General features: G+C 70.6%; 17 protein-coding genes and 1 tRNA gene. 2 read left to right on the top strand and 16 right to left on the bottom strand.

The window, feature by feature from the left end:
- Positions 1-65: 65 nt before the first annotated feature.
- The 11 genes from ACZ6SD_RS02900 to ACZ6SD_RS02850 all read right to left on the bottom strand — a co-directional run bounded on the left by ACZ6SD_RS02900 (position 66) and on the right by ACZ6SD_RS02850 (position 11,207).
- Positions 66-1,739, bottom strand: a complete 1,674-nt coding sequence (locus tag ACZ6SD_RS02900; RefSeq protein WP_465315172.1) for a solute symporter family protein — start codon at positions 1,737-1,739, stop codon at positions 66-68.
- Positions 1,736-2,056, bottom strand: coding sequence for a DUF485 domain-containing protein (locus ACZ6SD_RS02895; protein WP_465315171.1), 321 nt, complete (start codon positions 2,054-2,056; stop codon positions 1,736-1,738). The genes ACZ6SD_RS02900 and ACZ6SD_RS02895 overlap by 4 nt, the downstream gene beginning before the upstream one ends.
- 282 nt (positions 2,057-2,338) lie before the next feature.
- On the bottom strand, positions 2,339-4,132 hold the full coding sequence (locus ACZ6SD_RS02890; protein ID WP_465315170.1) for a sodium/solute symporter: 1,794 nt from the start codon (positions 4,130-4,132) through the stop codon (positions 2,339-2,341).
- A gap of 31 nt (positions 4,133-4,163) precedes the next feature.
- A complete protein-coding gene (locus ACZ6SD_RS02885) occupies positions 4,164-4,556 on the bottom strand; it encodes a hypothetical protein (protein WP_465315169.1) in 393 nt (130 codons plus the stop codon).
- Positions 4,553-5,362 carry a LytR/AlgR family response regulator transcription factor gene (locus ACZ6SD_RS02880; protein WP_465315168.1) on the bottom strand — a complete coding sequence of 270 codons (810 nt, stop codon included), beginning with the start codon at positions 5,360-5,362 and terminating at the stop codon, positions 4,553-4,555. The genes ACZ6SD_RS02885 and ACZ6SD_RS02880 overlap by 4 nt, the downstream gene beginning before the upstream one ends.
- 114 nt (positions 5,363-5,476) lie before the next feature.
- The gene (locus ACZ6SD_RS02875) at positions 5,477-6,349 is read right to left on the bottom strand and encodes a S49 family peptidase (RefSeq protein ID WP_465315167.1); all 873 of its coding nucleotides are present in this window, start codon (positions 6,347-6,349) and stop codon (positions 5,477-5,479) included.
- A 111-nt stretch (positions 6,350-6,460) separates the two neighbouring features.
- The gene (locus ACZ6SD_RS02870; RefSeq protein ID WP_465315166.1) at positions 6,461-6,793 is read right to left on the bottom strand and encodes a hypothetical protein; all 333 of its coding nucleotides are present in this window, start codon (positions 6,791-6,793) and stop codon (positions 6,461-6,463) included.
- 19 nt (positions 6,794-6,812) lie between these two features.
- On the bottom strand, positions 6,813-8,087 hold the full coding sequence (locus ACZ6SD_RS02865; protein WP_465315165.1) for a sensor histidine kinase: 1,275 nt from the start codon (positions 8,085-8,087) through the stop codon (positions 6,813-6,815).
- A 72-nt stretch (positions 8,088-8,159) separates the two neighbouring features.
- Positions 8,160-9,023 (bottom strand): Fpg/Nei family DNA glycosylase, encoded by an 864-nt coding sequence (locus ACZ6SD_RS02860; RefSeq protein ID WP_465315164.1) that lies wholly within the window; start codon positions 9,021-9,023, stop codon positions 8,160-8,162.
- 65 nt (positions 9,024-9,088) lie between these two features.
- Positions 9,089-9,526, bottom strand: coding sequence for a DUF983 domain-containing protein (locus tag ACZ6SD_RS02855; RefSeq protein WP_465315163.1), 438 nt, complete (start codon positions 9,524-9,526; stop codon positions 9,089-9,091).
- 151 nt (positions 9,527-9,677) lie between these two features.
- Positions 9,678-11,207: a sigma-70 family RNA polymerase sigma factor gene (locus ACZ6SD_RS02850; RefSeq protein ID WP_465315162.1), complete on the bottom strand. Its 1,530-nt coding sequence runs from the start codon at positions 11,205-11,207 to the stop codon at positions 9,678-9,680.
- Positions 11,208-11,433: 226 nt separating this feature from the next.
- Between ACZ6SD_RS02850 and ACZ6SD_RS02845 the strand changes: the two genes are divergently transcribed.
- A tRNA-Gly gene (locus ACZ6SD_RS02845) sits at positions 11,434-11,509 on the top strand.
- Positions 11,510-11,558: 49 nt separating this feature from the next.
- On the opposite strand, the gene ACZ6SD_RS02840 is transcribed toward ACZ6SD_RS02845, so the two are convergent.
- From ACZ6SD_RS02840 to ACZ6SD_RS02825, 4 genes are all read right to left on the bottom strand, one after another.
- Positions 11,559-13,184, bottom strand: a complete 1,626-nt coding sequence (locus ACZ6SD_RS02840) for an HsdM family class I SAM-dependent methyltransferase (protein ID WP_465315161.1) — start codon at positions 13,182-13,184, stop codon at positions 11,559-11,561.
- A gap of 101 nt (positions 13,185-13,285) precedes the next feature.
- Positions 13,286-14,650, bottom strand: coding sequence for a DUF2252 domain-containing protein (locus ACZ6SD_RS02835; RefSeq protein ID WP_465315160.1), 1,365 nt, complete (start codon positions 14,648-14,650; stop codon positions 13,286-13,288).
- 36 nt (positions 14,651-14,686) lie between these two features.
- Positions 14,687-16,441 (bottom strand): hypothetical protein, encoded by a 1,755-nt coding sequence (locus tag ACZ6SD_RS02830; RefSeq protein WP_465315159.1) that lies wholly within the window; start codon positions 16,439-16,441, stop codon positions 14,687-14,689.
- 121 nt (positions 16,442-16,562) lie between these two features.
- Entirely contained in the window at positions 16,563-17,948 is a 1,386-nt protein-coding gene (locus ACZ6SD_RS02825) for an MFS transporter (protein WP_465315158.1), read from the bottom strand.
- Positions 17,949-18,084: 136 nt separating this feature from the next.
- Here ACZ6SD_RS02825 and ACZ6SD_RS02820 point away from each other — a divergent pair, with 136 nt between their 5' ends.
- Positions 18,085-19,416, top strand: coding sequence for an alginate O-acetyltransferase AlgX-related protein (locus ACZ6SD_RS02820; protein ID WP_465315157.1), 1,332 nt, complete (start codon positions 18,085-18,087; stop codon positions 19,414-19,416).
- Between the two features lie 27 nt (positions 19,417-19,443).
- On the opposite strand, the gene ACZ6SD_RS02815 is transcribed toward ACZ6SD_RS02820, so the two are convergent.
- Positions 19,444-20,682, bottom strand: coding sequence for a flagellar basal body-associated FliL family protein (locus tag ACZ6SD_RS02815; RefSeq protein WP_465315156.1), 1,239 nt, complete (start codon positions 20,680-20,682; stop codon positions 19,444-19,446).
- Between the last annotated feature and the right edge of the window lie 105 nt (positions 20,683-20,787).

The raw sequence follows: 20,787 nt of genomic DNA, 5'->3' as shown, positions 1-20,787 counted from the left end.
GCACACATCGATGCTGCCACGTCCACCCGTACGGCGCGGGTGAAGCCCGCCGCGTCCCGTGCCGCTCAGTGGGCGGTCGCCTTCTCCGAGCCGGCGCCGGTCAGCGCGCGGACCTCCATCTCGGCGTGCTTGACCGCGTCGCCAGGCTTGGACAGGACCGTGCCGAGCCAGCCGAGCAGGAACGACACCGGGATGGAGACCAAGCCGGGGTTCTGCAGCGGGAACAGGTCGAAGTCGGCGTTGGGGAACATCGCCGACGACTTGCCCGACACCGCGGGGGAGAACACGATCAGCAGCACGCAGACCGTGAGGCCGCCGTAGATGCTCCACAGCGCGCCCGCGGTGTTGAACCGCTTCCAGAACAGCGAGTACAGGATCGTCGGCAGGTTGGCCGAGGCCGCGACGGCGAACGCCAGGGCGACCAGGAACGCGATGTTCTGGCCGTTGGCGATGATGCCGCCGACGATGGCGACCGCGCCGATGACGACCGCGGTGATCCGGGCGACGCGCACCTCGGCGTCCTTGTCGTCCGCGGCGCCGCGCTTGATCACGTTGGCGTAGATGTCGTGCGCGAAGGACGCCGATGCGGTGATGGTCAGGCCCGCGACGACGGCCAGGATCGTGGCGAAGGCGACCGCGGCGATGAAGCCGAGCAGGATCGGCCCGCCCAGGGCCGCGGCGAGCAGCGGCGCCGCGGAGTTGGCCTTGCCGGGGGCGGCGAGGATCTCGGCTGGCCCGACGAGCGCGGCCGCGCCGTAGCCCAGGACCAGGGTGAACAGGTAGAACACGCCGATCAGGACGATGGCCCACACCACGGAGCGGCGGGCCTCGCGGGCGGTGGGGACGGTGTAGAAGCGCATCAGGATGTGCGGCAAGCCCGCGGTGCCCAGCACCAGCGCGACGGCAAGGGACAGGAAGTCGAGCTTGGTCACCTCGGTCGCGCCGTACTGCAGGCCGGGTTCGAGGACCTTCTCCCCCGCCTTGGGGCTGTTCTCGACCGCGGCGCCGAGCAGGGTGGACAGGTTCATGCCGTACTTGCCGAGCACCCAGACCGTCATCACGGCCGCGCCGCTGATCAGCAGGACCGCCTTGATGATCTGCACCCAGGTGGTGCCCTTCATGCCGCCGATGAGCACGTACAGGATCATCAGCGCGCCCACGACGGCGATCACCAGCGCCTGCCCGACCTTGCTCTCGATGCCCAGCAGCAGCGCCACGAGCCCGCCCGCGCCCGCCATCTGCGCGAGCAGGTAGAAGAACGACACCGCCAGGGTGGAGGTGGCCGCGGCGGCGCGGACCGGGCGCTGGCGCATCCGGAAGCTCAGGACGTCGCCCATCGTGTACTTGCCGGTGTTGCGCAGCAGTTCGGCGACCAGCAGCAGCGCCACCAGCCAGGCCACGAGGAACCCGATCGAGTACAGGAACCCGTCGTAGCCGTAGACGGCGATGGCGCCCGCGATGCCCAGGAAGGACGCCGCGGACAGGTAGTCCCCGGAGATGGCGATGCCGTTCTGCGCGCCGGTGAAGGCACGGCCAGCCGCGTAGTAATCCGACGCCGTCCGGGTGTTGCGGCTGGCGCGGAAAACCACGACCAGGGTGACGGCGACGAAGGCGGCGAAGATGCCGACATTGAGCCAGGCGTTGGACCCGGCCGTCTGGGCTGTCTGGGCTGTCTGCGCGGACAGCCCAGACAAACCGGCTAGCCCGGTTTCGGCCGAGGTGACGTGCGCTGCGCTCATCGGTCGTCACCCTCCAGGTCGTGGCGGATCTTGGCCGCGAGCGGGTCGATGTGCCGGTCGGCGTGGCGGACGTAGAGGAACGTGATGAGGAATGTCGAGGCGAACTGCAGGAGTCCGAGCGCGAGGCCGACGTTGACGTTGCCGACGAGCGGGGTCGCCATGAACCCGTGGGCGTAGTCGGCGAGCAGGACGTAGAGCAGGTACCAGAGCAGGAACGCCGCGGTCATCGGGAAGACGAACCGGCGCAGTCTCCGCTTGAGTTCGACGAACTCCGCACTTCGCTGCGCTCGCACCCATTCCGTTTCCTCGGTGCTCATGATGGACACAGTGACCCTCCGTACGTTTTTGGCTTCGGGTCGAAACGATAGGACTCCTGCCTGTTGCTGTAACCAACCGATCGGGGCGATCTCGCCAAGCTGACGGGTGAAGCGTTGACGGAACAAATACTGTGTCACGCATCACAATGCCGCAATTACCTTGAGTTCATAACTTAATCGGGTGAAGATTTTTTCACCCATTCGTGAAACAGCAACGGCGCGTAATTGCCGAGGCGGGGAACTTATCGCCCTTCTGTGGCCTAGCAGCCGACCCGATCGGGCTCAGCGCCGGTGTCGGCCATTCGCCAGCCGAGTCCGGTCGGCCGCGCTGCCGAACCGGGCGATGTCCCGGTCGCGGATGAAGCCGAGCCGGTCCGGGGCGTGCATGCGCATCCGGATGCGGTTCGTGTCCGCCGGAATCCGGCTCTGCGTCGCCTTGCTCATGACCACCACGGCCAGGAACGCGACCGGCACGGTCACCAGCGCGGGCTGCTGCAGGTACTCCGGCGCCCAGTCCCCGGTGAACCTGCTGAAGATCGTCACGGCCAACGCGGCCAGCACCAGCCCGCCACCGGTGATCATCCCGGCCGCCGCGCCGATCCAGGTGATCTTGCGCCACCAGATCCCCAGCACCAGCACCGGGCAGAACGTCGACGCGCCCAGCGCGAAGGTCATCCCGATGCTCATCGAGATGTCCCCCTGCTTCAACACCAGCGCCAGCAGCAGCGGCACCCCGCCCGCGATGCCGCTGGCGAGCCGGAAGTCCCGGGCCCACTTCTTGAGCCAGTCGGTGTAGAGGACCCCGGCCACGCTCACCACCAGGCCGCCCGAGGTCGACAGGAACGCGGCGAACGCCCCGGCGGCGGTGACCGCCCCCAGGATCTGCCCGAGCAGGCCGGGCGCGATCTTCATCGGCAGCACCAGCGCCGCCGCGTCCGTGGTGCCGGTGACCAGCAGCTCCGGGGTGTAGACCCGCGACAGCGCGCCGATCAGCATCGGGAACACGTAGAACAGCGAGAGCAGCAAGAGCACGTGCAGTGTCGTGCGGCGGGCCGCGCGGCCGTCGGGGTTGGTGTAGAAGCGCACGAGCACGTGCGGCAGGCCCATGGTGCCCAGGAACAGCGCCAGGATCAGCGAGTACGTGGTGAGCAGGTCGCCGGTGCCGGACACCGGGCGCAGCCAGCTCTGGTTGTCGCTCGGCGCGCCTTCGACCACCGGGACCGACTCGCCCGCGGCGAACCGGAGCTCGGTGCCCCGCTCGATGGTGTGCGTGGTGCCCGGGCCCCAGTACGAGTGCCCGTTGGCCGGGGCGCCGTCGACGCGGCCAACGGCCAAGGGTCGCACGCTCTCGTTTGCCCGCACCACGACGTCGGTCTCCACCCGCACTACCGCCGCGCTGGTAAACCGGGGCGGTAGGGGCTCGGACAGCCCTGTCGCCTCAAGACCGCGCACACCGCCGTCGCCGATGAACAGCGCGCACATGACGAACGTCGGCGCGGCGATCGCGAACAGCTTCAGCCAGTACTGGAACGCCTGCACGACGGTGATGGCCCGCATGCCGCCGCCGAAGACGTTGACGATGACCACGACCGCCACCACCGCGGCGCCCACCCACGGCGGCGCGGACGGCAGGACTTGGTGCAGGGTCATGCCCGCGCCCTGCAACTGCGGGACCAGGTAGAGCATCCCGATGAGCACCACGAACCCCGTCGACAGCCCGCGCAGTCCCCGCGAGCCGAGCCGGGCCTCGCAGAAGTCGGGCAGCGTGTACGCCCCGGAGCGGCGCAGCGGGGCGGCGACGAACAGCATCAGCGCCAGGTAGCCCGCGGTGAAGCCGATCGGGTACCACAGGGCGTCCGCGCCGTCCTTGAGCACGAGACCGGCGACGCCGAGGAACGAGGCGGCCGACAGGTACTCCCCCGAGACGGCCGCCGCGTTGCGCCGGGAGCGCACGGTGCGCCGGGCGACCAGGAAGTCCTGGGTGGTGCTGGCCAGGCGGGAACTGCGGAAACCCAGGGAGAACGTGGCCAGGCCGACCAGCGCGATTCCCGCCACGGCCCACAGGTTCAGAGTCAAGCTCGTCCGGATTCCACTCGTCGGGAAGCCGCTACTTCTCGACCATGTCGACGAAGTCGCGCTCGTGCCGCTCAGCCAGCACGTTGTACCAATACCCGACGCCGAACAACAGAGGGAAGGGCATGACACCCAACAGCAACCAGGGCAGCGACACGCCCGCGACGCTCACCTCGGACAGCTCCGGAACCAGGAAGAACACCAGCGGCAGGCTGCCGAACACGGCGAAGACGATCCCGGCGAGCCGGATCGCGGTCCAGAACTGGGTGCGGATGAACCCGCGCACCACTTCCTCGGCCCAGCTTGTCTGCTCCTCCAGCTCGATCACCGTGCGCAGCACCGTCACCGGGGCGCGCGAGTCGGCCAGGACGACGCGTTTGCGGCGGGGCCGCGCGGCGGGAGCAGTGTCCTCACCCCGCTCGCTCATGGCCCGGAACCCCGCACCAGCCGGTCTTTGAGCTCGCGGGTGTGCCTGCGGCTGACCGGCAGCACCTTCTCCTCGTGGCCGATGACCACGGAGTATCCGGAACCGCCCATGCGCAGTTCGGTGATGAGCGAGATCGGCACCAGGTAGGAGCGGTGGATGCGGACGAAGCCCGCCTTCTCCCAGCGTTCCTCCAGCTGCGCGAGCGGGATGCGCACCAGGTGCGAGCCGTCGGAGGTGTAGAGCCGCGCGTAGTCGCCCTGCGCCTCGACCCAGCGGACCGCGGCGCGCGACACCAGCTTCGTCGTGCCCGCGAGCTCGACCGGGATCACCTCGTCGTCGCGCTGCTCGGTGACCGCGGCCGGACCTCCGGGGCCGTCCTGGTGGAGCTTGGCCAGGACGCGCTCCATGGCCTTGTCCATCCGGTTCTGCTGCGCGGGCTTGAGCAGATAGTCGACGGCGCCGAGTTCAAAGGCGGCGACCGCCTCGTGGCTGTGCGCGGTGACGAAGACCAGCACCGGGGCGGGCTTGAACCCGGCCAAGACCCGGGCCAGCTCCATGCCGGTGAGGCCAGGCATGTCCAGGTCGGCGAACACCGCGTCCACGACCGAGAGACCGGCCTCCTTGCGCGCGGCGAGTTCGTCGTCGTCTCCGGCCAGCAGCAGCAGAGCCTCCGTCGCGTCGAACGCCTTGAGGACGCGACGCACGTGGCGGTTGCCGTTCAGTCGTTCGACGAGCATGTCCATGCCGTCTTTCTCGTCGTCGACGGCTAGGACGACGAGACCGGGGGAGCTGTTCGATGTACTCACGGTGATCGCAATCTTGCCGATTACCCACGTCGCCTGTCCATGGTCAATCCTGCTGACAGCCCACCGAGTGAATCGAGCGAGCAAACGGCTACCCAGAGTTGATCTTCCCGGTCGCTACAGCCCGAATCTCGACCAAGCGGCCCTGCTCTCCAGCGCTTCCACCGCGGCAAGCACACGGTCCGCAGTCGAGATCCCCAGCCCGGGACCGCCCGCGAGGCCCAGGCGGGCCAGCAGCGCCCGTTTGGGCTCGGCCACCGCGAGTTCCGCGTCCGGGAACCGCTTGGCGACAACCGACCGCAGCGATCCCAGCCCGTCGACCAGGCCGAGGTCGAGCGCCTTGGCCCCGGTCCACACCTCGCCGGAGAACAGGTCGTCATGCTCGCCGTTGAGCTTGCCCGCCCGCCGCTCGCGGACCCACCCGGCGAACTGCTCGTGCAGCTGCCCCTGCAACCCGGTCAGCCAGGCCACGTCCTCGGGATTCTCCGGCTGGAACGGGTCGAGCCGCACCTTGCGGGTCCCGGCGGTGTGCACCCGCCGCTCCACGCCGAACCGCTCCAACAGCCCCGACAGCCCGAACCCGGCGGAGACCACCCCGATCGACCCGACCAGCGACGACGGGTGCGCGTAAATCTCGTCGCCGGCGCAGGCCAGCCAGTAACCGCCGGACGCGGCCACGTCCTCGCAGAACGCCAGCACCGGCACGGACTTCTCCGCCGCCAGCTCCCGCACCCGCTCGGCCACCAGCGCCGACTGCGTGGGCGCCCCGCCGGGCGAGTTGATCGCCAACGCCACCGCCACCAGCCGCTCGTGCCCGAACGCCCTGGTCAGCGCGGACTCCACGGTGTTGACGTTGATCGCGCCCCGGGCCAGCGGCGATGGCGTCGGCGTGATCACCCCGTGCAACTTGACCACGGCGACCACCGGCGTGCGGTCCCCCCGGTCAGCGATCTTGGGCAGCCGCGCGACAAACTTCTCGGTCACACTCACCAGGCCACCTCACAAGTCCGGTGGCCTGGCGCGCCTACGCACTGTGTCGATGATTCGCTCGCAAGCTCGCTCATACCGCCCAACGGTACGTACGCCTTCCTGAGAACCCGGTTATTCCTTGTCTATGAGCGTTTCCAGAAGACCGGTGATCTGGGCCATGCCCACACTCATCTTGCCGAAGCCCTCGCGCATCTCGGCGCGCACATCGGCTATCTCCGTGTCCACCCGGGCGAAGCCCGCGCGCATCTCGGCGTAGTGCTCCACCTGGGTTTCCCGCAACGCGTTGAGCACCTGTGTGTGCCCGTTCAGCACCTGGCGGAACTCGGCGACGTCACGGTCGGCGGCGCCTGCCAGCACTCGGGCTGCCGCCGCGTCCTGCTGGACCGCAGCGACCTTGCGTTCGACCGCGGACAAGCGGGCCTCCAGGTCATCAAGGTTTGTCATGGGCTCACCTTAAATCGGTTCAGGTGGTGCTGTGGGCCGCTTGCGGGGGTGGAAATGGGCCGCCCGGTCCGTCCATGTCCTCGTCGTCGTCGGAGTAGTCCGGGAGATCGGGGCGGACGCCGGGGAAGAACTTGGGCACCCGCAGCGTGATCTTCATGCCAGCGCCGGGCGCGGTCTCGACCATCAGGGCGTACTCGTCGCCGAAGACCTGGCGCATCCGCTGGTTGATGTTGCCGACGCCGACGTGGGAGCCGGTCTTGTGGGCGTCGCGCAGGTCCTCGAACAGGCGGTCGGCGTCCATGCCGACGCCGTCGTCCTCGATGACGATCAGGGCTTCGGAGCCGTTGTCGTGGGCGAAGACGCTGACCGTGCCGCCGCCGGGCTTCTTCGCGATGCCGTGCCGGACCGCGTTCTCGACCAGCGGTTGGAGCACCAGGAACGGCACGACCACCGACTGCACCTCCGGCGCGATCCGCAGCCGCACGTTGAGCCGTTCGCGGTAGCGGGCGCACTCGATGGTCAGGTAGCGGTCGATGTTGCTCAGCTCGTCGGCGAGGGTGGCGAACAGGCCGGAGGACCGGAAGGAGTAGCGGGTGAAGTCGGCGAAGTCCTGCAACAGCTCCCGGGACTGCTCGGGGTCGGTGCGGATCAGCGAGGAGATCGTGTTCAGCGTGTTGTAGATGAAGTGCGGCGAGATCTGCGCGCGCAGCGCCCGGATCTCCGCGCGGGCCAACTGCTGCTTGGACTCCTCCAGCTTGGCCAGCTCCAACTGGATGCACAGGAAGGTGGCGACCTCGTCCGCGGCGCGGATCAGCCGCTTGCTGTCGACGCCGCCGACCACGATCAGCGCGCCCTCGACCTGGCCGCTGATGATCAGCGGCACGATCACCGCGGTGCGCATCGGGCAGCTTCCGCGACGGCGGCACTGCAGGTTCTCGTGCTGGACGTGCTCGCGGTGGCCGTGCCGGACGACCTCGACGATCTGCTCTTCGAGGTCGACGTAGTGCTCGTTGGCCGCGCCGTCCCAGGACAGCAGCCTGCCCTCGGCGTCGGAGATGCCGATGGCCACGCACTTGAGCATCTGCAGCAGGTGCTGGGTGGCCTGGTCGGCGGCCTGCTCGGTGAGGCCGTTGCGCAGTTCGGGCGCGGCCTTGGACAGCCGCTGCACGGTGTCGAGCACCGCGTCGTGGACCGAGCCGGACTTGCGCGGTCGGCAGAGCACGACGAACAAGCCCAGCACGAACAGCGTGGCGACGACGCCAACGAACGCGCGCTCGGTCAGCAACTGGGCCACCAGGCAATGCTCCCGTTCCACCCAAGGTGTGACAAGGACAGGTGTGACAAGGACCCGATCACGGTACCGCCGTCACTTGAGCAACCGGGACATCCTGCGGTCCGCCAGCGGCTTCCCGCCGGTCTGGCAGGTCGGGCAGTACTGGAACGACTTGTCGGCGAAGGACACCTCGCGGACGGTGTCACCGCAGACCGGGCAGGGCAGGCCGGTGCGGGCGTGCACGCGCAGCCCGGAGCGCTTCTCGCCCTTGAGGCGCGCGGCGTCCTGGCCGACCGAGCGGGTGACGGCGTCGGTCAGCACTGACCGGGTGGCCGCGTAGAGCCGGTCTACCGCGTCGTCGTCAAGCCTGCCCGCGGTGGCGTAGGGGGACAGCTTGGCCACGTGCATGATCTCGTCGGAGTAGGCGTTGCCGATGCCCGCGATCAACCGCTGGCTGGTCAGCGCTGTCTTGAGCCGCTCTGTCCGCTCGGAGAGCAGTTCGGCGAACTCGTCGCGGGTAAGAGCGAGCGCGTCCGGCCCAAGAGTGGCGATCTGCTCGATCTCCTGTGGGTCTTCCACGATCCACACCGCGAGCCCCTTCTTGGTGCCCGCCTCGGTGAGGTCGAACCCGGGCCCCTGCCCGGGTGGGCCGAGGTGCACCCGCAGGGCGAGCGGCCCCTTGCCGGGCCGGGGCGGCGCCGCGGCCATCGTGTCGGCCCACCGCAGCCAGCCCGCGCGGGCCAGGTGGGTGACCAGGTGCAGGCCGTCGCAGTCGAGGTCGAGGTACTTGCCGTGCCTGCCCGCGGCGGTGACCGGCCTGCCGTGCAGCGCCGTCCACGGCGGGCTGGCTGTCTTGAGCACGCTGAGCGAGGCGACGTCGACCCGGGCGACCGTGCGGCCGACGGCGTGTTCGCGCAGGTGGTGGGCTAGGGCCTCGACCTCGGGGAGTTCCGGCACGCCCCCAGTCTCGCCGCTGCCGGGCGCGCTGTCATGCCCGAAGGCCAGGGAAAATAGCCGGGGGACTACGGGACGGGCTTGAGCACGCCCTCGTAGCTGGGCTGGGTGTCCTGGCCGATGCTCTTGGCGACCTTCGCGATCTCACCGCGCGCGGTGAAGTAGCCGCGGACCGTGCCCACCCAGCGCTCGGTCGGCTCGCCGTCGCCGTCGTCACCGGTCTCGGCGACCAGCCGCCACGGCCGCCGCAGCGCCCAGCGGACCGGGAAGAACAGGCCCAGCGCCACCAGCGCCACGATCAGCCATCCGGGCACGTAGACGTCGGGGGGCATCCAGGACACCAGGACGATGGCCAGGACCGAGATCAGCGCGGTCATCACGACACCGGGGACGTACCCGGCGGCGACGTCGTGCTCGAAGTCGTCCTCGGTGGCCGGAGTCCGCCACTCAAGCGTGCCGTGCACGGTCCACAGTCGGCCGTTCACGTCGCGTACCTGACGCGTCATCTCCTGCCCTCCGGCGCGGCATACGGGTAATCAGGACACCACTTTCCGTTACAACACCGAGAGATAACGTTACCGCCTCGACGTTGACCTTAACGGGTGAAATGCCCGACATCCTCTCGGCGAAGACGATACGCACGAGACCGCCGGGTGATCAACTGTCCGGCGGCCCGGAAGTCGTCGGCTCCACCGGTTCCGGCGGCGGCGATGTGGACTCGACCTGGCGCTCCGGCTCGCTCGCGGGCGGCGTGCGGTGCTGGGTGTACTCGGCCCGCGTGGTGGCGACGGTGGTCTGGTTGGCCGAGTTCACCCGGGTGACCCGGGTGGTCTCGGTGATCACGTCGTACCAGTCGAAGATCGACCACTGACTCTCAAGGTAGCTCTGCTCGAAGACGACCGGCAGCGACTCGTCGTAGTCGTCCGGCGCCGCGGCGATGTCCAGGTCGACCCGCGCGACCTCGGACGTGGTCTGGGCGGGCGCGCCGCTCTCCGACGTCGGGACGACCTGGTCGGCAGGCGTCGTCGCCTGGGGGCGCGCGGGCGGCGGCGTGGTCTTGGCGACCCGCGGCGGCGCCTCGATGCGCTCCTCGGCCCGCCCCGGCTGGGCGATGGTCAAGTCGGTCGGGTCGGGCGGCGGCGCGGGCGGGTGGGTGGTCGAGAACTGGGTGGTCACCAGCCGCGACGGGCCGGTGCCGTCGAAGTCGTCGGCCACCGGCTTGCCCGAGGTCCCCCCGGGCACCAGCGCGAGGCCGAACACCCCGACCGCGGCCGCCGCGGTCGCCGCCAGCGTGACCTGCAGTTTCGCGCTCGCCAGCACGCCGTTCACCGCCGCGCCGGACCCCGCGGCCACGCCCGCGTGCTGCCAGAGCGCGAGCCCGGCCGCCGGGGCGGCCAGGTACGCCGCGTGCGCCCGCAGACCGGAGCACACGTCGCGCAGTTCGGCGTGCATCGCCGCGCACGAGGCGCAGGTCGACAGGTGCGCGCGGACCTTGCGCCGCTCAGCGCCCCGGATGCTGCCCGCGGTGTACGCGCCCAGCTTCTCCAGCACCGACCGGCAGCCCGTGGACCCCCGCTCGACGGTCAGGTGGGCCTGCAGGTACGCCGCCCGCAGCCCCTGCCGGGCGCGGCGGGCCAGCGCCGCGGTCGCGTTGGCGCTCAGCCCGAAGGTGACCGCGACCACCGAGGGCCGCTCCCCCTCGACCTCGACCTTCCACAGCACGCTGCGCCACCGCTCGGGCAGGCTGGTGAACGCCCGGGTGATCAGGGTGCGCTCGGTGGACTGGCCCGAGGTGTCCGGGTCCGCGCCGACGCGGTGGTTCAACTCCTCGTCGGACACTGGGACGTCGCGCCTGCGGCCGTTCCACTCCCAGGCGACCCGGCGGGCGACGATCAGCAGGTAGCCGCGCACGTTGTCGACCGGCCCGGAGCCGCGGCGGACGGCCTGCAACACCCGGAAGAACGCCTCCGCGGTCAGGTCCTCGGCCTCGGCGCGGTCGCTGACCAGGCCGAGCGCGAACCGGCGCACGGCGTCGCTGTGCCGGGAGAACAGCTCGCCGAACGCGGCGTCCTCACCGGCGCGCAGGCGGCGCAGGAGGGCGAGGTCGTCACACCCGGCGGCCGGATCGTGCTCGGTGTCCGCCCCGTCGCGACGCCCGCCGACAGCAGGCCGGTGAGTCCCGGTCATCCGGCCCGGTACCTCCTCCTGGCCGTCGTGCCAGTGCCGCCTTGACAATGATGAACAAGATGCCACATCCACCTGTCCAGCGGTGGATAAACGTGAAGAACGTTAAGACGGCCCCCGACATCCGTACTGGGCCATCCGGGGCTCCGGAGTCCGGGCGGGGACCCCTCCGTGACGGGGCCGCCTGAGGTATCGGTATAGTTCATCCCGCACCGGGCAACCGGGGCACGCGGACGTAGCGCAGTTGGTAGCGCATCACCTTGCCAAGGTGAGGGTCGCGAGTTCGAGTCTCGTCGTCCGCTCCACGAAGGCCCTGTCTCACCGAGACAGGGCCTTCGTCGTTACCCGGGTCGTTCAGTCGGCCTGGCCGAACGACGCGCGCACGGCGCGCTCCAGGCGCGGCAGCCAGCGCCGGTCGGGCGCCTGGGTCAGCAGGCGGGCCAGGTGGACGATCTCCCGGGCGGCGGGGGTGGCCGGGTCGGGCAGCGGCAACCGGGCCACGTACTGGGTGATCCACCGGCGCCTGCCCGCGTAGAGGCGGTTGCCGCACACCTCGTCGTAGAAGCGGGCGCCGAACTCGGAGTTGGCGACGCCGATGACCAGATGCGCGAGATCGTCAGCACCGTCGCCACCATCACCGCTGCCACCGCCGTCGAGTTCCGGGACGCTGATCCAGTAGCAGTCGCCGTTGACCACCGCGCCGCTGCGGTCGACGGTGAACCGGGGCTCCGGGCTGATGTCCGGGAACACGATCTTCGGCGCGCGCCACAGCGTGGGCCGGTGCGGGACCCAGATCTCGAACCACTCCCGGCCCGCCGCGGTCAGGTAGTGGCGAGACGCCAACCGCTCGCGGTGCAGGTTCAGGTAAGCGGCGGCCCGCGGGTGGTTCGCCAGGTCCACGACAGCGCGGCGCGGCAGGTCCAGGTACGGGTAGAGCACCTGGGCGCGCGGCGGGCCGGGCGGGCGCCAGGCGCCCACGTCCTCGTGGGTGAGCAGCGGGCGCAGCAGCTCCGGCTCCGGCCTGCGGGTGGGCGGCAGGCGGTCCCACTGGTCGCTGATGAACACCGGGTCGGCGGTGGTCTTGATGCCGACCCGGATGCGCGCCAGGTCGCCCAGCGTCCGCCAAGTGCGCTCGCGGACGGCGAGGTGCCTGCGTTCGCGGTCCGGGGTGCTCAGCCGCCACGGCTGGTCGGGCGTCCCCCTGGCCAAGGTCCCCACGGACACGGCGAACGCCCGGTTGTTGACCCGCACGTGCGAGTCCGCATCGGCGGTAAGCGCGTCGAAGAGGTCGCCGTTGGGCGCGTCACCGTCCACTTGGTAAGCACTCGCGAAGAGAGCGACGGGTGGTCCGTCCACGGGGGACTGCTCGGCGTTTACCGCGACCACGACAGCGGGCAGGACCGCCGCCTCGAACAGCCGGGTGTCGCCCAGGTCGAACACCTCGCGCACCGCGAACCGGTCCCCCAACAACTCCCGCACGTTCGCTCCCGCACGGGTGGTGAGGAAACGGTTGCTGCACAACAGGCCCAACACCCCGCCGGGCCGCAACAGCCGCGGCGCCATCGCCACGAACGGGTGGGTCAGGTCGATTCGGCCGCGCAACCCGAACTTCGCCGACAACCGCGCCGCCGCGGCCCCGCCGAGCACCTGGGTGCGCACGTACGGCGGGTTGGTGATCACGACGTCGAAGGCGGCCGAGGGCAGCGCCTCGCCGATCTCGGTGAAGTCCCCCTGCTCGATCCGCGCCCCCGGCAGCCGCCCGCGCGCCACCGCCACCGCGTCGGCGTTCAGGTCGAACCCGACGAACTCGGCCGCCGGGACCAGCTCGGCCATCGCGGCCAGCAGTTCGCCGTCCCCACAGGCCGGGTCCAGCACCCGAACCGGCCCCTCGACCTGCCGCGCGACGCGCCGCGCCAGGAACCGCGCCAACCCCACGGGTGTGTAGTGCGCGCCGAGGCGCTTGCGGGTGTCGGTGGGCATCGGGAGGAGCGTGCCACACGCGGCCGTCCACCGGCGATCTTCACCCTCCACTGTGGCCGTCCCGTGGCCCGCGCTCCACGCGGACGAGGCCGCCGCGTTTGTCAGTCCGGGTCTTCGACGATCGCGGTCAGGCGACCCGCGCGGACGGCGGCGGTGAGGGCGGCGTGGTCGGCCTCGGTCTGGTCGGCGTAGTCCATGGCGTGTCCGCCGATAGCGTCGTCCAACGCCGCACCGCAGTAGCCGGACAACAGGCGCGGGTCCACCGAGCGGGTGTGGGCCCGGGCCAGCAGGGCGCCCGCGAAGCGGCCGTAGTCGTCCAGGTGGTCGCGTTCGAGAGTGGTGGGGTCGATCTCGCCCTTGCGGTTGCGGAACTGGCGCACGATGTAGTGCCGTCCCTCGACGGTCGTCCAGCCCAGCAACAGGTCGCTCTCGGCCTGAACCAGCCGGGCGCCGTGCACGATCCGCTTGCCCTCGTGCTTGGCCGGTGGGACGCCGAGGTGGGCGGCCAGGGCGGACGGCTGGGCTTCCTTGACCTGCAAGACCAGGACGTCGTCAACGTTGCCGCACAGCAGGACCAGGTAGTTGCGCAGCCCGACGCTGCCCGTGCCGACCACGCGGAAAGCCACGTCGGACACCGCGTACCGCATGATCAGGTTCCGGCGGGACTCCCGCAAGGTGTCCACATAGGCGGGCAGGGCGGCGACCACCGCGTCCGCCACCTGCTCGCTCACCCGGGTCAGCACCGGCGGATCGGTCACGAACCGGGTCTGCTCGTCCGGGCCGCGCTGGGCCCATTTGGCGACCACCCGGGCGCTGGTGTTCTTGCGGGCCTTCTTGGCCGCCTTGGCGAAGTCATCGATGAGGGCGTCCGCGGCGACCTGGGTCAGGACGGACTCGTCCCCCAGCGCCGTCCAGGACTCCAGGAACGGCAGCTCGGCGAGGTGGTCAAGCGTTTTCCGGTACGACCGCACGACGTCTTCCGCGGCCTCCCGGCAGCCCTTCTCCGACACCCCGCCCTCGCGGCCCGCGAGCACGATGCTGGTGGCCAGCCGCTTGAGGTCCCACTCCCACGGGCCGGGCACGGTCTCATCGAAGTCGTTGATGTCCATGATGATCTGGCCCTCGGGCGTCCCGTACAGCCCGAAGTTGGCCGCGTGCGCGTCCCCGCACAGCTGCGCGTCGAGCCCGCTGCGCGGCCCGGCGGCGAGGTCGCCCGCCATCAGCCCGGCGCCGCCCCGGAAGAACGCGAACGGCGAGGCCAGCATCCGGCCCACCCGCAGCGGCGCCAGCTCCGGCAACCGGCCCGCGTTGGTGGCCGTCACGTAGTCGGCCACCTCCGGCCGGTCGGCCGCCAGCGTCACGTTCCGATGCGCCTGGTGCGCGGCGCGCTCCCGCAGCGCCCGCCCCTGGGCGAACACTTCCCTCGGCTCGACCAACCGCCGCCCTAACCCCGCTGGTTCACCCATGAGGCGGAATCATGCGGCACGCGCCCGCCGTCCGGGTCAGTTGGGTGTCGCAGGCCACGGAAGCTGGCCGGGAGACAACGTCTCACCGCACTTGCCGCGCGGTGACAACCCGCTCATGTGCTCGGCGGGCCGCATCTTTTGCACCGCGTACTCCCGCACGGCTTGCAGCTTCTCCGGGCTCGACACGGCGTCCTTGCGGACGAAGTCGCCGTCGAGTTCCTTGCGGTCGAACGACTCCGGCCCGTAGTTCGTCGTGTAGATGACCTCGTAGTCGCGCATCATCCTCGGGTCGATGAGCAGGCCGGTGTGATCGCTCCACACGGTGTGCGAGTGGATGAACGTCGGCTTGACCTCGTCAAAGATGTAGTTCCGGACCCCGGCCATGTCCCACTCGCCCCACAGCGCGCCGAGCCGCTTGTCGACCAGGCCCACCATGTCGACCAGGGCGAGCCTGCTCGTCATCCCGGCGCCGCCCATGTCGGGTGCGACGAACGTCCCCTCGCGGATGCCGAGCACGTCGGCATACCCGTTGAAGGTCCGCCCATACCGGGTCGCCACGCTGCACATGGGCACGGTCGGGTTGTCCCGGAACTTCTCGGCCGCGGCCGCGAACCCGTCGCCAGCCGGGATCATCACCAGCACCAGCGTGCCCACGGTCGCGACCCGTCCGCGCGTCCCCGCGTGCTCCAGCACCGCGCCCACCGACAGCGCCGCGACGAACGCCGCCAGCACCCACACCGGCGTCGCGAACCGGTATTCGCCCATCCAGTCCGGTTCCAGCAGCGCGTAGGCCACGATCGCCAATGCCAGCGGCACCAGCAGCGTGACGATGGCGTTGCGCAGCACCGCGGACCGGGTCAGCGCGATGCCCACGCACAGCGCCAGCGTCAACACCGCCAACGCGCCCGCGTAGGCCAACAGCAGCCCGGCCCGCCCGAAGAACGCGAGTTCCGGGAAACCCTGCCGCTTGGACACGGCGGTGTTGGCCAGCCAGATCCCGAACTCGGCCTTGCGCCACAGGAAGTACGCGCCGACCGGAACGGCGAACGCCGCGAGGGACAGCGCGACCGCCCGGATCTGCGCCAGGACGGCACTCCGGTCGAAGTGGAGCAGCACCACGATCGGGTACACCGCGCCGTAGATGAGGCCGTCCGGCCTGGTCAGCGCGGCGAGGGCGGCCAGCAGCCCAGCGGTGACCGCGACCTTCCAGGCCAGTGTCCGGTCGCGCACGACGGTCCGCACGAGCCCGCACGCCAACGCGGCCACGGCGAGCCCGTAGAGCGAGTTCTCCAGCCCGGAGAAGCACCAGATCACGAACGACGGGATCGCCGCGAGCAGCGCGCCCGCGCCGAAGGTCACCCACGCCGGGCGCCGGGACACCACACGCGCGGCGGAGTAGAACGCGATGAGGATGCCCGCGCAGCACAGCAGCGCGACGCCCTTGGGGAACAGCACGTAATCGGGGATGCCGAAGAGGGCGCCGTGGTCGAACAGGTGCAGCCACTTCCCGATCACCAGCAGGGCCAGCCAGGTGGGATTCGAGTACCCCTCCACCGGCTCCGCCCCCGGCTGGAACACCGGCCCGAGCCCGTCGGCGACGTTGCGGGCGTAGCTGAAGGTGATCGCCGCGTCGTCGACCATCCAGTAGCTGTAGACCAGCGCGTGCAGCGCGATCAGCAGCGTGCCGCCGAGCACCGCGGCCACCGGCGGGACCAGCGACCTGGTCGACCGCGGGGTCGGCGGAACGGCCGCCGCCTGTGCGGTCTCTGCGGTCAGCACGGTTTGCGCCACTGGACACCCCCTTGCGACTCCCCCGGCCCGGCGAACCAACGAATGAAACCACAGCAAGGCTATCGAACACTTGTGCACATGTGGACAACCCCTGTGGATAACTCCGAGGGCGCGGCCGCGCTCAGGTCGCCACCGTCGCGAGCGTCCGCGCGGAACGCCTGGTCAGGGTGACGAACACGATGATCACGGCGACGATCAGCGCGGCCATCAGCCACAGCGACAGGCGCAGCGCGTCGGTGTAGCCCGCGCCCGCCAGCCGCCCCTCGGTCCCCGAGGCGAGGATGGAGCCGATCACCGCGATGCCGATGGTCTCGAAGGCCAGTCGGGACGTGCCGAACATGCCCGACGCCGCGCCGGACCGGCCCGGGCCCGCGCTGCTCAGCGCCATCCCGTCCACCAGCCCGGTGGAAAGCCCGACGCCCGCGCCCATGGTCAGCAGCGGTCCCGCCAGTCCCAGGGCGGTGCTCTCGGCACTGATCGTGGTGAGCCAGACCAGGCCGAGACCGAGCAACGCCAGCGCGGTCAGCAGCACCGCGTTCTCCGGGACGCGCCGGGTGAGCGCCCCGGCCACCAGCGGCAGCACCAGGATCGGCGCGGTCATCAGGATCAGCGTCGCGCCCGCCGCCCGCGGGCTCTGCCCCATCACCGCCGTCAGGTACGACGGCAGGTACACCAGCAGCGGGACCATCACCGTCACGAACGCCGCCGCCGCGAGCGCCGCGGCAACGAACCGGGGCGCGCGCAGCAGGTCGAAGTCGAACATCGGCTGCGCGACCCGCCGCTCGACCACCACGAACCCGGCCAGCAGCAGCACCCCCGCGGCGAACGCGGCCACGACAAGCGGGCTTGTCCAGCCCAGCGCGGGCCCCTCGATGAACCCGGTGATGATCAGCAGCAGGCCCGCGGTGAAGGTGACCGTGCCCGCCCAGTCGACGCGGCGCGCGGCCGGATCGCGCGACTCCGGCAGCAGCGGCGAGAGCAGCAGCGACACCACGCCCACCGCCGCGGGCAGCCAGAACACCGCCTGCCAGCCCAGCGCGGTCATCAGCAGGCTCGACACCGACGGCCCGAACGCCAGCCCGAAGCCGATCGCGACGCCGAACAGGCTGAACGCCCTGGCGCGCGCGGCTCCGGTGAACGCGCTGGACAGGATCGCCATGGCGCTGGTCGCGGCGGCGGACGCGCCGATGCCGGAGATGCCGCGCAGGACGTCGAGCACCAGCAGGTTCGGCGCGATGGCGCTGAGCAGGCCGCCCGAGGCGAACAGCGCGGTGCCGAAGGCGAACACGCGCCGCCTGCCGAGGATGTCGGCGAGGCCGCCCGCGGCGAGCATGAAGCCCGCGAAGGTCGTGTTGTAGGCGTTGACGACCCACTGCACGGCGGCGAGGTCGCCGTGCAGCGCCTCACGGATGTCCGGCAGTGCTATCGATGCTCCGGTAAGGGTGATCGGGAACATCAGGACGGCGAGTAGAACCGTGGCAAGGGTGATCGCTTGGTTGTTACGCACCACCTCATGTTCGAGGCTTACCGAACAACTGGAAAGCGAATAACTAGGGGACGTGGTGCGACGCACTGAGCGGTCGACACGTGTCGACCGCTCACCCGTGTGGGCTACCGTGATCAGCGACGCAAGGGGGGTCGACGTGTCGAGCACCGAGCACGCCGAGGGCAGGACAGAGAGCAGAACACTGCCACCGGTCCACGAGTCGTGGCTGCCCAGGGAGCACTCGCTTTACCGGCCACGACACGGTGCCCAGCGGCTCGCGCTGGCCAGTATGGTCGTGTTCTTCTTCGCGCCGCTCGTGTCGCTGCCGGTCTTCGGCTCGCCGCAGACCACGGAGAACCGCCGCCTCGCCGAGTTCCCCAGTCCACTCGACGGCTGGCAGTTCTTACCGAACCTGTCTTCCTGGGCGAACGACCACCTGTCGTTCAAGGCGGAAGCGATCGCCGTGTCCGACTGGGTCAGCCGCGAGGTCTTCGGCGAGCGGCCGAAACTCGGCCGGGACACGCAGCCGGTCGGGCCGGTGGCGCCGCCGCCGACGAGCCAGCCGCCCGCGCCGCAGCGGCAGGAACGCGACTCCGAGGTCGTCGCCAACGGTTACCAGTCCGTGATCGAAGGCCGCGACGACTGGCTGTACCTGGGCTACGACGTGCAGGGCAAGTGCCAGCCCGCGCAGCCGCTGGCCGACGTCGTGGCCAACATCGCCCGGCTGCGGGACGCGGTCGAGCAGTCCGGCCGCCGGTTCGTGCTGGTCATCGCACCGGACAAGACCACGATCGAGCCGTACTACCTGCCCAAGCAGTACACCGGCAAAGACTGCGCCGCGAAGGCGAGCGACAAGTTCTGGCGCGCGATGATCGCCGAGCGCGGCGTGATCGACCTACGCGGCGCGCTGCGCCAGGAGTCCGACCGGGTCAACCACCCGCTGTACTTCCAGCAGGACACGCACTGGACCTTCGAGGGCGGCCTGCTGATGACCCGCGCCCTGACCAACGTGCTGAACCCGGGCGCGGCGGGGACATGGAAAGTGCTGCCCGGCCGCGACTGGCAGGGCCCGGCCGACCTGCCCAACCTGATCGGCGTCACCGGGCAGAACCGGGCCAGGATGCTCGGCCTCGCGCCGGACGGCGGCGAGGACGACCGCACGAACTGGATCAGCGGCGACTTCCACACGACGCTGACGTTCCAGCACACGGCGGGCCCGGGGATGATCCCCGCGAAGACCGCGATGCTCGCGGACTCCTACACCCGCTTCGCCACCGGCTACCTCGCCGCGGTCTTCGCCGACATCACGATCACCCACGTCGAGCAGCTCACCAAGAACACCCAGGGGGTGGCCGACCGGCTCATTCCCGCCGACACCGTGGTCATCGAGGTGGTCGAACGGCACCTCGCAGGCGGGGTCAGCCCGGTGACCAACCCCGGTTACGTGAACCGGATGATCGAGACCGTCGCCGCCCATCCCCGAAGGTAACCGGCGGCGACGGCCAAGACCTGGGACTCACTCGGCCGGGAAGGCCCGCAGCATCGCCTCGGTGTGGTTGCGGTAGCTGCCGCTCAGCGCCGCCTCGTTCTGGAACGGCGTCTGCACCGCGTTGATCCGCACCACGTTGGAGCCGGACACGTACAGGCCCCGGTAGACGGCCTGCTCGGCGACGACCAGCTTCTCGAACACCACGCTCGGCGGCATGTTCGGCAGCGGCTCCGGGATGAAGATCAGGCCCGCGGCCTCCTGGGCGGTGCGCAGGTCGGTGAGCAGCTTCTGCGCGTCGGCCGGGCTCTTGGTCGGGATGACGATCGCCTGCAGCGCGTCGGCGGTCGGCCCCTCCTCGGGCGCCTTGCGCACCGCGGACTTCCACGGCGCCTTGGTCACCCCGGCCGTGGTCAGCAGGTCCGCCTCGGCCTGGCTGATCAGCTTCAGCGAGACCAGCTCGGCGACGTCAGCGACCTTGCCGTCCTTCTGCTGGCTCGCGGGCGGGTTCGGCATGTCCTCGAACAGGGCCACGTTCGGGTCGGTCGGCCGCGGCTTGGTCGTGGTGGTCGGCTTCGGCGGCGCCTGCGAGGTCGACTGCGCCACCGGCGGCTGCTCGTCGCCCTTGCCGGAGAACACGAAGTACGCGCCGACGCCGAGACCGGCCAGCACCAGCACGACCAGGCCGATGATCAGCCCGCGCTTGCCGCCGGACGGCGCGCTGTCGTCGAAGACCTCCGGGCCCTGCCGGACCCAGTCCGGGCTGCCGGACACCGCGAGCGGCGGGAACTCCGTGCCCTGCCACGGCGGGCTCATCTCGTCCGGCTGCTGCCGCGGCGGGGGCGGCTGGCCCCACGGGTTCTGCTGCTGCTGTTGCTGTGGGTAACCGCCCGGGTACTGCTGGTGCTGCTGCGGCGGGACACCCGGCACGACCTGGGTGCGCTCGGCCTCCCCGCTCTGGTGCGGGCGGTCGGTCTGCCAGCCGCCGACGACCTGGGTCCGCTCGACCTCGCCGACGTTGACCACCTGGGTCTTGTCCGGGTTCTCCCCCGGGACCGGCGGAACGGGCTGCCCCGGCGGCGGGCTGACCGGTTGGATCGTCTGCGTCTGCTCGCTCTGGCTGGTCACCGGCGGCGGAGCCGGAGTCGGTGACGGTGTGCCCGCGGCCGATGAGAGGACGTGGTCGCGACGGACGCGGTACTCGTCAGCCGAGAGCCGTCCGGTCGCCAGCTCCTCGTCGAGTGCGCGCAGTTCCTCCTGCCAGGACACGCTGTGGCCCCTTCCCCTTTTATCCCGGCCGACCGCGTCTTGTCCTGACACGACGCACCGGAGCTTGCATATTGTGCACGGTTCGTGCTCGCGGCTGACCCGCGA

The sequence above is a fragment of the Actinokineospora sp. NPDC051303 genome, assembly GCF_055586285.1.
This window is presented reverse-complemented; position numbering and strand designations above follow the sequence as displayed.

Excerpts from the sequence above, each read along its gene's own strand:
- ACZ6SD_RS02870 (WP_465315166.1), bottom strand. The coding sequence starts at position 6,793 with ATGACAAACCTTGATGACCTGGAGGCCCGCTTGTCCGCGGTCGAACGC.
- ACZ6SD_RS02835 (WP_465315160.1), bottom strand. The coding sequence starts at position 14,650 with ATGGGTGAACCAGCGGGGTTAGGGCGGCGGTTGGTCGAGCCGAGGGAA.
- ACZ6SD_RS02895 (WP_465315171.1), bottom strand. The coding sequence starts at position 2,056 with ATGAGCACCGAGGAAACGGAATGGGTGCGAGCGCAGCGAAGTGCGGAG.
- ACZ6SD_RS02855 (WP_465315163.1), bottom strand. The coding sequence starts at position 9,526 with ATGACGCGTCAGGTACGCGACGTGAACGGCCGACTGTGGACCGTGCAC.
- ACZ6SD_RS02900 (WP_465315172.1), bottom strand. The coding sequence starts at position 1,739 with ATGAGCGCAGCGCACGTCACCTCGGCCGAAACCGGGCTAGCCGGTTTG.
- ACZ6SD_RS02850 (WP_465315162.1), bottom strand. The coding sequence starts at position 11,207 with ATGACCGGGACTCACCGGCCTGCTGTCGGCGGGCGTCGCGACGGGGCG.
- ACZ6SD_RS02840 (WP_465315161.1), bottom strand. The coding sequence starts at position 13,184 with ATGCCCACCGACACCCGCAAGCGCCTCGGCGCGCACTACACACCCGTG.
- ACZ6SD_RS02885 (WP_465315169.1), bottom strand. The coding sequence starts at position 4,556 with ATGAGCGAGCGGGGTGAGGACACTGCTCCCGCCGCGCGGCCCCGCCGC.